Genomic DNA, 14490 nt, shown 5'->3' on the forward strand with positions numbered 1-14490 from the left:
AACCATGGAATGCAGATTAGGCTTTGTAAAATCGAACGAATTGTGGCTTCATTGCGGCGCGGCGGAGGGCTTGTAATCGCGATCTGAGAGGGGACGCGATGCGGCATTTTGAAATACAGCGTCCGAACAGCCGTTCGGAATACGTTGCCGAGGCGATTTCTTTGTCGTGGCGAAAGCCGCGGCAAATTCATCCATGGTTTATTAGCTTACTTGCAACTACAGCGCTTGTGTTGCTGCCAAATTCCGCGGCCTTGGCGGCCTGCGTGCTGGTTCCGTCGGCGGGGAATACCAACTTCACCTGCGACAGCGGCGATTCGGGCGGCAGCCTCACCGATACCAGCGGCGACAACACGCTGAATTTTCCCGCCGGCGGCACCGGCCAGATAAGCGGCAGCGTCGCCTTCGGCGTCGGCGCGGACCGCATCAACATGCAGTCCGGCACCATCACCGGCACGGTCGACCAGGGCGACGGCACGGATTTCTTCACCATCGGCGGCGGCACGGTCGCCGGCAATGTCCAGCAAGGCGCCGGCATCGACGATTTCAACATGAGCGGCGGCCAGATCGGATCGCTCAACCAGGGCGACGGGCTCGACACCTTCACCATGACGGGCGGACGCATCGTCGATTTCTTCGACGATGGCGATCATGCGGTGATGACCGGCGGCCGCATCGGCCGCGTCAACATGAAACTCGACAAGAACTATTTCAACATGTCCGGCGGCACCATCGACCGCAACCTCGTCACCGGCTTCGACCAGGACACCATCATCCTTTCGGGCGGCACGATTGGCGGCAACATCAGCGTCAGCGGCGGCAATGACAGCGTCACCATCACCGGCGGCACGGTTGGCGGCGATGTGCTGATGAGCTTCGGCGCCGACAGTTTCGTCTGGAATGGCGGCGGCATCATCTATGGCGCCGTCGATCTTGGCGGCGACAACGATACCGCCAAGCTCAGCAATCTCACCAACGCCAATCTCGGCGCCACGGATGCCCTGAATGGCGGCCTCGGCACCGACGCGCTGACCTTCGACAACGTCAAGCTGGACGGGATCAGCCGGGTCCAGAACTGGGAGACAATCGACGCCACCAACGACACTGAACTGATGCTGGATGGCACGCTCAAGCTCGGCGACAGCGGCACCGGCACGGGTTCGCTCAGCGTCGATGCTTCGAGCACGCTCTATGGCGGCGGCTTCAATTCGGCAATTCAGGCCTTCACGGCGGGCCAGCTGGCACAGGTCACCAATGCCGGGCGCATCGACCTGACCAACGGCAGCACGGGCGCCACCGACAGGCTCACGATTTCAGGCAATTATGTCGGCGCCGGCGGCCTGCTGCTTGTCCAGACCGAACTCGGTGACGACACCTCCGCATCCGACAGGCTGGTGCTTTCGGGCGGCACGGCTTCCGGCTCAACCGGCATTTCCGTGGTCAATGTCGGCGGCGCGGGTGCTTCAACCACGCAGGACGGCATCATGGTCGTCCAGGCGGTCAACGGCGCCACTTCGGGCACCTCGACCTTCGCGCTCGACGCCCCGGTCGCCGCCGGCGCTTTCGAATATTATCTGTTCAAGGGCGGCGTCAGCGCCGGCAGCGACGAAAACTGGTACCTGCGCTCGACGCTGACCACGCCGGCACCGCCGGCGCCAGCCCCGCCGGCGCTCGAACCCACACCGCCGCCGGAACCTGAGCCGCCAGCGGCCGAACCACCGCCGCCGCCGGCCTCCGAGCTGCCGCCGACACCGCCGCCGACCGAGGGCGATATCAACACCCCGCCGGTCGATCCGACACCGCCGGTGCAGGCCAGCGACCCGGAACCCGAGCCGCCGCCGCCACCACCGCCGGCGCCACCTGCGGATCCGCCACCACCACCGCCAGTGGTGCCGACCGAAGCGCCGGTGCTTCCGGTGCCGACGCTGCCGGGTCCACCGCCGGTCCAGCCGACACCGCCGACACCTGGGGCGACCGCGGTGCAGGCAGCCGTGATCCCGCTCTACCGCATCGAGGTGCCCGTCTATTCGGCCTTGCCGCCGGTCGCCGAGCACCTGGCGATGACGACGCTTGGCACTTTCCACGAACGGCGTGGCGAGCAGAGCCTGTTGTCCGACCCGGAGCTGTCGCCGGTCTGGGGCCGCATTTTTGGCCAGGACGCCGAGATGGGTTGGTCGGGAACGGTGTCGCCTTCCTTCGACGGCACCCTGTTCGGCCTTCAGGCAGGCTTCGATTTGTTCGGCCGCGAGACCGCCTCGGGCGGAATCGATCGCGCCGGCCTGTTCGTCGCCTATGCCAGCATGAAGGGCGATGTGCGCGGCCAGGCGCTGGGATGGAACGATCTGTCCGTTGGCAGCCTCGACGTCAGCGGCACCAGCGTTGGCGGCTACTGGACCCGCATCGGCCAAGGCGGCTGGTACCTTGACGGTGTCCTCATGGCCACCTTCTTCGGCGGCAACGCAACATCATCGCGCAATATCGGCATCGATGTCGGCGGAACCGGTGTCACCGCTTCGCTGGAAGGCGGCTATCCCATAGCGCTGGCGCAGGACTGGACGCTCGAACCGCAGGCGCAACTGGTCTGGCGGCACCTGTCGCTGGACAACACCAATGACCGCTTCTCGTCGGTCTCCTTCGGCACCGACGACAGCGTCAGCGGCCGGCTGGGTGTGCGGCTGCAGGGCGAGACAACGATCAACGGCATGGCGCTGCAGCCCTACCTCAAGGCCAACATCTGGCATGATTTCGGCGGCACCGACACTGTCCGCTTCGACACCACCGACATCTCGACCGAGGGTCGGTCGACCTCGTTCGAATTCGGCGGCGGCGTGGTCGCCAAGGTGACGGACAAGGTCAGCATCTTCGCCACCGGCGACTACACCACCAATCTCGGCGGCGACAAGCGCCGCATCCTCGAAGGCAATCTGGGTTTCAGCGTGAAGTGGTGATTCAGACCATCTGAAAACCGGAAGCCAGTTTTCAGATGATCGAATAGAACAGGCCGCCTAATTGCCCGAACGCATCGCCACCGTGGCGATGCCGGCGCCGACCAGCAGCGTGCCGCCTGTGCGGTTGAAGATGCGGATCGCCTTGGGGTTGCGCACGACATTGCGGGCGCGCGCCGCGATCAGCGCATAGCCGAAGGCATTGGCGAAGGCGAGCGCCAGGAAGGTCGTCTCGAAGATCAGCATCTGCGTCCAGAAATCGGCATGCCGGTCGAGGAACTGCGGCAGGAAGGCGACGAAGAAGGTGATGCTTTTCGGATTGAGCGCGGTGACCAGCCAGGCATGCGCCATCATCTTGGCGGACGACACCGCGTCGGTGCGGGGCTCGGCCTTCAGCGCGCCGCCGGCGCGGAACAGCTTGACGCCGAGATAGATCAGATAGCCGGCGCCGATCAGCTTCAGGACGGTGAAGACACCAGCCGAAGCGGCGAGCAGCGCGCCGATGCCCAGCATCGACAAGGTCATGGCGGTGAAGTCGCCGAGCGCCACGCCAACCGCCATCGGCAAGGCGGTGCGCCAGCCCTGGCCCAGCGCATAGGACACGACCAGCAGGATCGTTGGCCCCGGAATGACGAGGAGGATGGTCGACGCGGCGGCGAAAGCGGCCCAGTTTTCGAAGGACATGTCTGTCTCCCTTGGGTTAAGGAAAAGGATAAATCCTGAACCCCGGGAGAATGTAAAGAGGTTTGATTTTCGTTTTTACGCAATTGCGGGTGGAAAACCGCCACGCACTTCTTCCTGGAATTGCCGCGCTATCAATTGCGCCAAAGGCAGGTCGGCGTCAGTTCGCGCCGCTCAGCGTGCTCACGATATCGGCCAGGCTGACATCGGCACCGAGAACCAATGCGGCAGCGACAATGGCAGCGCCGAAAAGCTTGATGTCGGTTTTTAACGTCTTGCACATGGAAGCCCCTCGCTGATCGCCTGCTGGATAGGAGAGGCCGGTGCCGGGATTATGACCCGAGCTAGGTCTTTTTGTGCCGGAGCGCTGGGTTGACGGTCAGCCAGCACGGCCTGATGCCGCCAGGAACCGCGCAAATGCAGGCAGCGCAAGGCATTCACGCTTTATCAACCATGAATGATGAAAATGCCCGCTATCCGGCCGGACCGTGCTTCCCGCCGACAGCGTAGGGTTTGGGTATATGCGTGAGTTGCCGCAAGGTCTGACGCCGCCACGAAACGGCGACGCAATCGAAACCGATCATCATCTTTCCCGCCGCGCCATCCTGTCCGGAGCAGGCGCGCTGGCTCTGCTCAGCGCCGCCGGCTGTTCGACCTCGGGCGACGGCGGCATGCCTATGCTCGAGCTCGACAATACGGTCACCGGTTCGGTGCCGCCGATGCGGCCCGCGATCAGCGTCGACAAGAACATCACCAGCGCCGATGTCATGTATGCCGCTTTGACCGACAACGGCTTCAACGTGCCGGAAGTGCCCTATCTCAAGGTCAAGCCGGAATTCCGCCGCCAGATCGTCGTCGACCCCACCGGCGAGGCGCCCGGCACCATCGTCGTCCATCTCAAGGAGCGCATGCTCTATCTCGTCCAGCCGGGTGGCGATGCCATCCGCTACGGCGTCGGCATCGGCAAGGACGGCTTCCGCTGGTCCGGGCGCGCCAACATCCAGTATGGCAGGGAATGGCCGACCTGGACGCCGCCGCCGGAAATGATCCAGCGCAAGCCCGAACTGGTGAAGTGGCAGGGCGGCCAGCCCGGTGGCCTCACCAACCCGCTCGGCGCGCGCGCGCTCTACATCTACCAGGACGGCAAGGACACCGGCTACCGCATCCATGGCTCGCCCGAATGGTGGAGCATTGGCCAGGCGATGTCGTCGGGCTGCGTGCGCCTGATCAACCAGGATATCATCGACCTCTACAGCCGCGTCTCGAAGAAAAACCCGGTCGTCGTCATGTGATCGTTTATCCTCCCGTTTCTCCCGTTGCGCGATGCGGCAAGACAGGCCAAGGTGCCTTGAAAACCATCGCCTCGGGAGACGTCAGGAATGGCTGGAACTTTTGTCATCGCGCAGGGCGGCGGCCCGACCGCCGTCATCAACCAGACCGTGGTCGGGGCCACGCTTGAAATCCGCAAGCGGCATCCCGGCGCCAAGGTGCTGGGCTCCATCCATGGCGTGCGCGGCATCCGTGACGGCAATTATGTCGACCTTTCCGCCATACCCGAGGAGCGGCTGCGGCTCATTGCCGGAACGCCCAGTGCAGCACTCGGCTCGACGCGCGACAAGCCGGATGCCGCCTATTGCGATGTCATCCTCAACGGCCTGAAGAAGGCCGGCGCCGATGCTTTCATCTATATCGGTGGCAACGACACGTCGGGCACGCAGCAGATCCTGACCGATGCCGCCGGCGGCAGCATCGCTTTCGTTCATGCGCCAAAAACCATCGACAATGATCTGGAGGAGAACGACCATACGCCGGGCTTCATTTCGGCGGCTGAGTTCGTCGCCGGTGCCTTTCTCTCGGTCGATCTCGATTTTCGCGCTTTGCCCGGCATCTATGTCGGCATTGTCATGGGCCGGCATGCCGGCTTCCTGACCGCGGCGGCAGCAGCCTGGCAGCTCGATCCCGACAGCGGCCCGCACCTTGTCTATGTGCCGGAGCGGCCATTCTCGGCCGCCGGCTTCATCGACGACGTCCGCGCCACGCTCGACCGTCACAAGCGCTGCATTGTCGCCGTATCGGAAGGGGTGAGCACCGCCGACGGCAAGGCGCTGGTCGAAAGCCTGGTGCCGCCGGACAAGCTCGAGCGCGACGCGCATGGCAACGTCAAATTGTCGGGCAGCGACCTGCCGGCCGCGCTCGAGCGCGCATTGGCCGAGGGCCTGCCGGGCAAGCGGGCGCGTGTCGATGCGCTGGGCTACATGCCGCGCGGCTATATCGGCGCCATCAGCGCGGTCGACGCACAGGAGGCCTTCGATGCCGGCGCCTTCGCCGTCTCTGTCGCCGAACAGGGCGGCGGCTCGGTGGCGCTGCAATATGATGGCTCAAAGACCGTGCTGAAGAAGGTGCCGCTGAAGAATGTCGCCGGCAAGACCCGCCACATGCCTGACGATTTCATGAAGCCCGACGTCAACCAGCTGTCCGAGGCCGGCATGGCCTATCTCAAGCGGCTGGTGCCGGAAAAGTACAAGGTCGGGAAGCCGTTCGTCTGATGCGGGCTCGGCCATAATGCGGGGCTGGTTCAGCAAGAGCATCGTCGACGACAAGACGACGATGCTGACCGAGCCGTTCGTGCATGAGTATGTGCGCGCCAACATCTGGCATCTGCGCGGCCGCGACGCCGACCTGTTGGTCGACACCGGCATGGGCATCTGTCCGCTGGCGCCGCATATCGCGACCCCTCATGGCAAGCCGCTGCTGGTCGTCGCCACCCATATCCATCTCGACCATGTCGGCTCGCTGCATGAATTTCCCTGGCGGGCCGGGCCGAGGATGAGTGCGGCACAGTTCGAGAGCATGGATGAGGCGGCGACCTACGCCTCCATGTTCCATGATCTCGAAGGCGCCGTGTCGAAATTGCCAATGCCGGGGTGGAAGTCGGCGGATTACAAGATCCCGCCGGCACCGCTGACACGGACCCTCGATGAGGGCGACGTGGTCGATCTCGGCGACCGGCAATTCCGCGTCCTGCATCTGCCCGGGCATTCACCGGATTCGATCGCGCTGTTCGACGAGGCCGACGGCCTGTTTTTCAGCGGCGATGCCATTTACGACGACACGCTGATCGACAGCCTGCCGGATTCCGACCGCGCCGCCTATATCAATACCATGCAGCGCCTGCTCGACCTGCCGATCCGCGTCGGCCATGGCGGCCACGGACCAAGCTTCGACGGCAAGCGTATGCGTGAGATTGCAACGGCTTACATCAGACAGACCGGCGATATCTAAGCTTCGCGAAGACCGTGCACTGGCAAGAATGATCGCAAGACGGTTGGATGCTCACCGGCTCACAAAGAATTAAATCTTTGTAATATAACCGAAAAAACCTAATTCGCCCGCATCCGCACCCTAGATTCCGGTTTCATCGACCTGAACGGCCGCCGCATGAAGCGAGACAGGCAGCCGCGACGGCCGGTACGCCGAATGGCCGCTCCCCTCCCAAGGCCACGGCGCCGAACCCAATGTCTCGCACGGAAAACGACCATGTCACCCCAAAACATTCTTCGCAGACATCGCGTCGCCGCATTGCTGGGCGCCGCCCTCATCGTCAGCCCCTTCGTCGTTTCATTTGCTCAAAGTGCCGGCAACACAGGCGTGAGCAACGTTGTCGCGACGACCCAGACCCCTGTCGCCGGTATCACCGCCCCCAACGGCTCCTTTGCGCCGATCGTAGCCGCCGACAAGCCTGCTGTGGTGACGATTACCACCGTCATGAAAGCACAGTCGGCAAACGCCGATGACGGGATGCCTCTCGGCAACTCGCCGTTCGACCAATATTTCCGTCAGTTCTTCGGTGACCAGGGCATGCCCGCTCCGCAGACACCACCGCAACAGGCGCAACGCGCCGAGGCACTCGGTTCCGGCTTCATCGTCGATGCCGACGGCACCATCGTCACCAACAACCACGTTGTCGACGGCGCTTCCTCGATCAAGGTGACGCTCGATGACGGCACCGAACTTCCCGCCAAACTCGTCGGCCGCGACGCCAAGAACGACCTTGCCGTGCTCAAGATCAAAGCCGACAAGCCCTTGCCGACGGTCAAATGGGGCGACTCCGACAAGTTGATGACCGGCGACCAGGTGCTGGCGATCGGCAATCCGTTCGGCATCGGCACCACCGTCACCGCCGGCATCGTTTCGGCACGCGGCCGCGACCTGCATAGCGGACCGTTCGACGATTTCATCCAGATCGATGCGCCGATCAACCACGGCAATTCGGGCGGCCCGCTGGTCGACGTGAATGGCAATGTCGTCGGCATCAACGCGGCGATCTATTCGCCCAATGGCGGCAGTGTCGGTGTCGGCTTCGCCATCCCGTCCGACCAGGCCCAGAAGGTCGTCGCCAAGCTCGAGAAGGACGGCTCGATCCAATACGGCTATCTCGGTGTCGAGATCCAGCCGGTGACGCCGGATGTGGCGAGCGCCATTGGGCTCGATCATGCCGGCGGCGCGCTGGTTTCGAAGGTCAATGACAGCTCGCCCGCGGCCAGCGCCGGCGTCGAGACCGGTGACGTCATCACCGGCTTCGCCGGACAGGACGTGAAGGACCCCAAGGACCTGTCGCGGGCTGTCGCCGATGTGGCGCCCGGCGCCAAGGAGCCGCTTGATGTCTGGCGCAAGGGCAAGGCCATGCAGATTTCCGTCGATGTCGGGCAAAACAGCGACGATGTGAAGACCGCATCGACGGATGACTCCAGCGCGCCGAGCGCCGAACAGGGCTCGCGCGCACCGGCGATCGGTCTCGGCCTGATGGATATCACATCAGACATTCGCCAGCAGATGAACCTCGCCGACGATGAGCATGGCGCGGTGGTTGCGCGCGTCAATCCCGACAAGGCGGCGGCCGCTGCCGGCATCCAGCCGGGCGATATCATCGCCGCCGTCAACCAGGTTCCGGTGAAGAGCGCCAAGCAGGTCACGCAAGCGATCGCCCAGGCCAGCAAGTCGGGCCGCAAATCGGTGCTGCTGCTGGTTGAACGCGACGGCAGCCAGATCTATGTCGCGGTGCCGTTCGCCAACGGCTGAGACGCCGCGCGGACATGACATGCGGATGCGGTCGGTCTGTTGCCAGGGGGTGACGGACCGGCCGGTCCGGAACCGATCTATTCGCGGGCGGCGATATCGGCGCGGATGAGTATCGTCACCGAAGCGTCCTGATGCAAAACGCGGTAGCTGCGCAGCGCCTCGGCAATGGCAGGCGCATCGTGTAGCGGCGGCATGGGGTGCTGGTTCTCTATGTTCAGCAACACCGGCGCGCGCGATCCTGATGTGCCATCATCGACGATGATGTCAGGTCGTTTCGAGGCAAGCTCGCCCGCGATCGACGCCGTGTATCTTTCCCTGAGGGCGGCCAAATCCTGGCGTCTTGCGGGATCCTGTTCCAGCCCCATCAATATGCCCGCGTCATTGACCATCCAGCCCGATTGCTGGCGTGCCACGAAGCGGGCGCCGGTCATGCGGGCGAGCGGGTTGCTGAACTGCAATTGCGAGGCGATCGACATCATGGTCGGATGATCGACGGCGCGCACGACGGCAGCTGTCGCGGCATCCAGGTCGCGGCGCGACTGGGCGAAAGCCATGCCTTGCTGCAACGCCGTCAAAAGCACGATCGAAAACAGGCCGAGCGCCGCACCGGCCTTGACCGGCAGCGGCTGGCTTCGCAACGGTTTCAGCCTGACATATTGCAGCATCAATGCCAGGACGCCGAGCGTCAGGAAGGGTAGTGCCTGATAGGTCCAGCCCTTGCCCATGATGACGAAAGCCGGAACATAGGCGGCCCCGGCCAAAAGCATCGTGCTCGCGTCGCGATCGGGCCGGGCGGGAGAGGACATCGCCAGCGTGGCGACCGCCATGGCCACGAACATCGTGACCTGCCACAGCATCAGCACGTCAATCACGGGCATGCGCATCGGCAGATAGACCTGGCGCAGCAAGGGCATGATGTCGGTGAAGAAAGGCTGCATGAAGATGGCGAGCGCAATCAAATAGACGACGGTGAGCGTGGCGCCGATCATATTCTCCGTCGTCAAAAGCGGATGCAGCGAGCGCCGTTGCAGCGCGATGACCAGGGCCGGCACCGCCAGGGCGAGCACGCTGTAGGGCGGTTTGATCATGACGAAGATACCGGCGCCGACGCCGGCGATGATCCGCTCGGTGACGCTGCCGGCGCGAAAATCGATGGTCCTGTCGCGTGCGGTAAACAGGGCCAGCCACGGCAGCAGGACGATGACGGCTATCTGTTCACGCTGGCCGAAATCGATCGGAAACAGGAAAAGCACGAAGAATACCGCGGCCGGCGCCATCCAGAGATGCCGTCTCAGCGTTTCGTCCGCCCGCGCGGCAATGCGGGCTGAAAACCAGACCGACGCAATCGCCAACGCGGTCACGCCGATGCTCACCCAGAATTCCGCCGAAAGCCCGGTCAGCCGCTCGAGCAGCACGAAAGGCAAATAGAGCCAGGCGGAAAAGGCCGGATTGACCTCGATGATGTCGACCGAGAGGCGCTCGCCGTCGAGCACGCGTTCGCCGATCGTCAGCAGCCAGGACACGTCGACATTGCCGGGCATGACCAGCAACGAGACAATGATGGCATAGGCGGCGATCAGCAGTGTCGCGGCCACAGGCCAGCCGAGCCGAACGGCATTTGCGGCCGTGACGGAACGCAACCCGGCCGGTTCGTCGGAAGCAACCAATGGCGCGCCCATGCCAGCTAACCTCACCACCAAAGCAGCAGTCGAGCAGGATATCTAGCAAACAGGCAGTTAAGGGCGTTCTAACTGACCGTTGAGCGTGGCCTGAGCCTCAGAGCTTGCGCAGTGCTACTTCCTCGATCAGGTGGTCGGCGCCCTTGCGCAGGATCAAGTCGGCGCGGGCGCGCGTCGGCAGGATGTTCTCGCGCAAATTCTTCAGGTTGATGTTGGTCCACAGGCCTTCGGCTATGGCGCGCGCCGAATCCTCCGACAGCTGCGAATAGCGGTGGAAGAAGGAGTCCGGATTGCGGAAGGCGGTCTCGCGCAGCCGCATGAAGCGCGAGATATACCATTCGTGGATCAGCTTCTCGTCGGCATCGATATAGATGGCGAAGTCGAAGAAGTCGGACAGGAAAGGCACGATCTTGCCGTCCTGCGGCAGCTTGCCCGGCTGCAGGACATTGATGCCTTCGAAGATCAGGATATCGGGCCGGTCGATGGTGACGAACTCGCCGGGAATGACGTCATAGGTGAGATGCGAGTAGACCGGCGCGCGGACATCGGGCAGTGCCGACTTGATGCCTGACAGGAAACGCAGCAGCGCGCCGACATCGTAGCTGTCGGGAAAGCCCTTGCGTTCCATCAGGTTTTCACGGCGCAGCACCTCGTTGGGCAGCAGGAAACCGTCGGTGGTGATGAGATCGACCTTGGGGCTCGACGGCCAGCGCGCCAGAAGTTCCTTCAGCACGCGCGCCGTGGTCGATTTGCCGACCGCTACGGAACCGGCGATGCCGATGATGAACGGCGTCTTGACGATATCGACGGCGTTGAAGAAGGCCTGGCGCTGCCGGAACAGAAGCTGGCTCGCCTCGACATGAGCGGACAGAAGCCGCGACAGCGACAGGTAGATGCGCGAGACCTCTGCGAGGTCGACCGGGTCATTGAGGGACCGCAGGCGGCGGAATTCGTCATCGCTCAACGTCAGCGGCGTGTCGGCGCGGAATCGCGACCATTGCTCGGCCGAAAAGAAACGAAAGGGGGAATATTTCTCGGTTGTCGCGAGCTGATCCATCGAGATACCTGCCCTCCCTCGCGGTCAGCCCTTGGGCCGTGACGCCTTCTCGGCAATGCCCGAACGCCCGGTGCGGCTTTCGAGCTCCTTGAGCACGTCGCTCAACGGCACACCCGAGAGGCCGAGAACGACGAGCCAATGATATATAAGATCGGCACTTTCGGAAACGAGGCCCTGTGTGTCGCCCTTGACGGCGGCAATCACCGTCTCGACGGCTTCTTCGCCAAGTTTTTGCGCCGCCTTGTCGATGCCGCGCGCGAACAGTTTCGCTGTCCAAGAGTCGGGATCACCGGAATGGGCGCGCTCGTGGACGATTTTTTCCAGATCGGACAGCGAAAATTCAGCCATGGCGCCTGAGAGCCTTTTTCTTAGCCGGACAGCCTCTAGGGCCGATCACCTGGGGAGTCCAGCCGCATCGGCAGGCCGGCCTCAGCCATATGCGCCTTGGCCTGCGCTATGGTGTAGGTGCCGAAATGGAAGATCGAGGCGGCCAGCACCGCGCCGGCATGGCCATCGCGAATGCCTTCGACCAGGTGATCGAGCGTGCCGACGCCGCCGGAAGCGATGACCGGCGCGCGCACCGCGTCTGCGATCGCGCGGGTGAGCGCGATGTCGTAGCCGGCCTTGGTGCCGTCGCGGTCCATCGAGGTCAACAGGATCTCGCCGGCGCCGCGATCGACCATTTGACGCGCGAATTCGACCGCGTCGATGCCGGTCTTCTCGCGCCCGCCATGGGTGAAGATCTCCCAGCGGTCGGCCTCGCCGGTGCCGGAGACCTTCTTGGCGTCGATGGCGACGACGATGCACTGGTTGCCGAACTTGTCGGCGGCCTCGGCGACGAAATCCGGGTTCTTCACCGCCGCCGTGTTGATCGACACCTTGTCGGCGCCGGCCAGAAGCAGCTTCCTGATGTCGGCGACCTGACGCACGCCGCCGCCGACGGTCAGCGGCATGAAACATTGTTCGGCGGTGCGAGCAATGACATCGAAGATGGTTTCACGGTTGTCGGACGAAGCCGTGATGTCGAGGAAGCAAAGCTCGTCGGCGCCGGCGGCGTCATAGGCCTTGGCTGCCTCGACCGGATCGCCGGCGTCGATGAGGTCGACGAAGTTGACGCCCTTGACGACACGGCCGTCCTTGACGTCGAGACAGGGGATGACGCGGGCTTTCAGCATCAGCGGCCCTCTATCGTGGCGATGAGATCGTTGAGCAGCTGGCCGACCAGCGGTGGAACATCGGACTGGGCGTCGAAAGCCGGATCGTAGGCGGAGACGGTGATGCCGACGACCGGCACCGCTAGCGCCATGGCACAGGCCGCGTCGCGCAATTGTTCGGGGCTCGGCCCGCCTGACGTGACATAGCGGTTGGCCTGCAACTCCTTGGGGTCGTGCACGTCGAGATCGAGATGCATGTGCACGCTTTTGGCGCCTACGGCTTTCAGCTTCTCGGTTGCTGATCCCACACCAGGACATTCCGTGCGGATGATCGGCAAGGTCTTGAGAAGCTGTTCCTCCGCCGGATCGAGATCGCGGGCATTGATGAGCACGCAGCGTGACGGATCGATCGGCTTGAAGCCTGGAATGGTCCCTGCCATCGGGCGCCAGCACTGGCCGAGCACGGTCGCCAGCGCCATGCCGTCGAGAAAGCCATATACCGATGTCTCGGGCGTATTGAGGTCGCCATGCTGGTCGGCCCAGATGATCGCATCGGCGCCCTCGCCGGCGACCGCACCGGCTGATGTCAGGCAGTTTCCGGCCAGCACGATGGGGAACCGCCCTCTGTCGATGGCAATGCGGACTTCGCCCGAGACGGCGTTGCAGACAGCAAAGCCGGTGGCGATCTCGCGCTCCTGGTCGGGGCCGACCCTGCCGATATCCTCGACGGCGACGTCGTGGCCAGCCATGGTCAGGGCATCGACGAGACCGCCCGCAATCAGCGCATCCGGGCCCTGGCCCATGCCGCCGTGATAGTGGCCGCTGTCATAAGAGGCGAGGATGATGGTGATTTTCACGATTTCGCCTCCGCCACCGGCCGGCCCTGCAGGATCGCCAGCGCCTCGGCCGGATCGATGCGGCCGTCATAGAGCGCGCGGCCCGAGATGGCGCCTTCGAGCTTTTGTGCGTCGGGCATGGTCATGCGCACGATGTCGGCGATCGAGGCGAGGCCGCCCGAAGCGACGACCGGGATCGATACGGCGTCGGCGAGGTCGATGGTGGCATCCCAGTTGATGCCGGTCAGCACGCCGTCGCGATCGATGTCGGTGTAGATGATGGCCGCAACGCCGGCGCCCTCGAATTTCTTCGCCAGTTCGATGACGCCGAGGCTCGACGCCTCGGCCCAGCCCTCGACGGCGACCTTGCCGCCCTTGGCGTCGATGCCGACGGCCACCTTGCCTGGGAAAGCCTTGCAGGCCTGCCTGACCAGATCGGGATCGCGCACCGCCACCGTGCCGAGGATGACGCGGGCGAGGCCGCGGTCGAGCCAGTCCTCGATCTGCTCCAGCGTGCGGATGCCGCCGCCGAGCTGCACCGGGTTCTTCGTCGCCTTGAGGATGGCGCCGACCGCCGCGCTGTTGACGCTCTGGCCCTTGAAAGCGCCGTTGAGGTCGACGACGTGCAGCCATTCGAAGCCCTGGTCCTCGAAGGCTTTAGCCTGCGCGGCAGGGTCATCGTTGTAGATGGTCGCGGTCGCCATGTCGCCGTGCTTCAGGCGCACGCATTTGCCGTCCTTGAGGTCGATGGCAGGAAACAGGATCACGATTCAGGCGCCCTCAACGATGACGAAATGGCCCGTCGATCCGGCCAGCCTGAATTTCGAGGCATGCTGATATTCTGACGAATGATAGCATTCCACCGCCTTGTCGTAGGATTCGAACTCAACCACGACATGGCGATTGCCCGTCGGCTGTTCCGGATTCTCGTAGCGGCCGGCCCGCACGATGAAATTGGCGCCGTATTTGGCAAAGGCAACAGCATTGGCCTCGATATAGTGCTTGTACACTTCGGGATCGCGGACATCGATCATCGCCATCCAGTAGCCCTTCTTGCTCATG

14 protein-coding genes are annotated in these 14490 nt (G+C 63.8%); 5 read left to right on the forward strand and 9 right to left on the reverse strand.

The genetic code is table 11. The features are described 5' to 3' along the window. Window positions 1-98: 98 nt before the first annotated feature. The gene (locus AC1D05_RS14740; protein ID WP_477441529.1) at window positions 99-2945 is read left to right on the forward strand and encodes an autotransporter family protein; all 2847 of its coding nucleotides are present in this window, start codon (window positions 99-101) and stop codon (window positions 2943-2945) included. A gap of 57 nt (window positions 2946-3002) precedes the next feature. Here the strand turns inward: AC1D05_RS14740 and AC1D05_RS14745 are convergent, their stop codons facing one another. Both AC1D05_RS14745 and AC1D05_RS14750 read right to left on the reverse strand, forming a co-directional pair. Continuing rightward, a complete protein-coding gene (locus AC1D05_RS14745) occupies window positions 3003-3626 on the reverse strand; it encodes a LysE family translocator (protein WP_477441531.1) in 624 nt (207 codons plus the stop codon). A gap of 157 nt (window positions 3627-3783) precedes the next feature. Then, window positions 3784-3906 carry a hypothetical protein gene (locus AC1D05_RS14750; protein WP_477441532.1) on the reverse strand — a complete coding sequence of 41 codons (123 nt, stop codon included), beginning with the start codon at window positions 3904-3906 and terminating at the stop codon, window positions 3784-3786. Between the two features lie 238 nt (window positions 3907-4144). On the opposite strand from AC1D05_RS14750, the gene AC1D05_RS14755 reads away from it, so the two are divergent. From AC1D05_RS14755 to AC1D05_RS14770, 4 genes are all read left to right on the forward strand, one after another. Beyond that, entirely contained in the window at window positions 4145-4915 is a 771-nt protein-coding gene (locus AC1D05_RS14755; protein ID WP_477441534.1) for a L,D-transpeptidase, read from the forward strand. Window positions 4916-5002: 87 nt separating this feature from the next. After that, the gene (locus AC1D05_RS14760) at window positions 5003-6169 is read left to right on the forward strand and encodes a diphosphate--fructose-6-phosphate 1-phosphotransferase (protein ID WP_477441536.1); all 1167 of its coding nucleotides are present in this window, start codon (window positions 5003-5005) and stop codon (window positions 6167-6169) included. A 16-nt stretch (window positions 6170-6185) separates the two neighbouring features. Further along, entirely contained in the window at window positions 6186-6905 is a 720-nt protein-coding gene (locus AC1D05_RS14765; protein ID WP_477441537.1) for an MBL fold metallo-hydrolase, read from the forward strand. Between the two features lie 255 nt (window positions 6906-7160). Then, window positions 7161-8702: a DegQ family serine endoprotease gene (locus AC1D05_RS14770; RefSeq protein WP_477441539.1), complete on the forward strand. Its 1542-nt coding sequence runs from the start codon at window positions 7161-7163 to the stop codon at window positions 8700-8702. 77 nt (window positions 8703-8779) lie between these two features. Here AC1D05_RS14770 and AC1D05_RS14775 read toward each other — a convergent pair whose 3' ends face one another. From AC1D05_RS14775 to AC1D05_RS14805, 7 genes are all read right to left on the reverse strand, one after another. After that, window positions 8780-10381, reverse strand: a complete 1602-nt coding sequence (locus tag AC1D05_RS14775; protein WP_477441541.1) for a hypothetical protein — start codon at window positions 10379-10381, stop codon at window positions 8780-8782. 97 nt (window positions 10382-10478) lie between these two features. Then, the gene (coaA, locus tag AC1D05_RS14780; protein WP_477441543.1) at window positions 10479-11438 is read right to left on the reverse strand and encodes a type I pantothenate kinase; all 960 of its coding nucleotides are present in this window, start codon (window positions 11436-11438) and stop codon (window positions 10479-10481) included. Window positions 11439-11462: 24 nt separating this feature from the next. Beyond that, complete coding sequence (locus tag AC1D05_RS14785) at window positions 11463-11786, reverse strand: phosphoribosyl-ATP diphosphatase (RefSeq protein WP_477441545.1); 324 nt, start codon at window positions 11784-11786, stop codon at window positions 11463-11465. Window positions 11787-11821: 35 nt separating this feature from the next. Further along, window positions 11822-12616: an imidazole glycerol phosphate synthase subunit HisF gene (gene hisF / locus AC1D05_RS14790; protein WP_477441638.1), complete on the reverse strand. Its 795-nt coding sequence runs from the start codon at window positions 12614-12616 to the stop codon at window positions 11822-11824. Beyond that, window positions 12613-13449 (reverse strand): arginase family protein, encoded by an 837-nt coding sequence (locus AC1D05_RS14795; protein WP_477441547.1) that lies wholly within the window; start codon window positions 13447-13449, stop codon window positions 12613-12615. The genes hisF and AC1D05_RS14795 overlap by 4 nt, the downstream gene beginning before the upstream one ends. Then, window positions 13446-14195, reverse strand: a complete 750-nt coding sequence (gene hisA, locus AC1D05_RS14800) for a 1-(5-phosphoribosyl)-5-[(5-phosphoribosylamino)methylideneamino]imidazole-4-carboxamide isomerase (RefSeq protein ID WP_477441549.1) — start codon at window positions 14193-14195, stop codon at window positions 13446-13448. Before hisA ends, AC1D05_RS14795 begins: the two co-directional genes overlap by 4 nt. Before the next feature lie 3 nt (window positions 14196-14198). Further along, window positions 14199-14489 (reverse strand): DUF1330 domain-containing protein, encoded by a 291-nt coding sequence (locus tag AC1D05_RS14805; RefSeq protein WP_477441550.1) that lies wholly within the window; start codon window positions 14487-14489, stop codon window positions 14199-14201. Between the last annotated feature and the right edge of the window lies 1 nt (window position 14490).

It is taken from the genome of Mesorhizobium sp. P2_E9 (assembly GCF_056403815.1).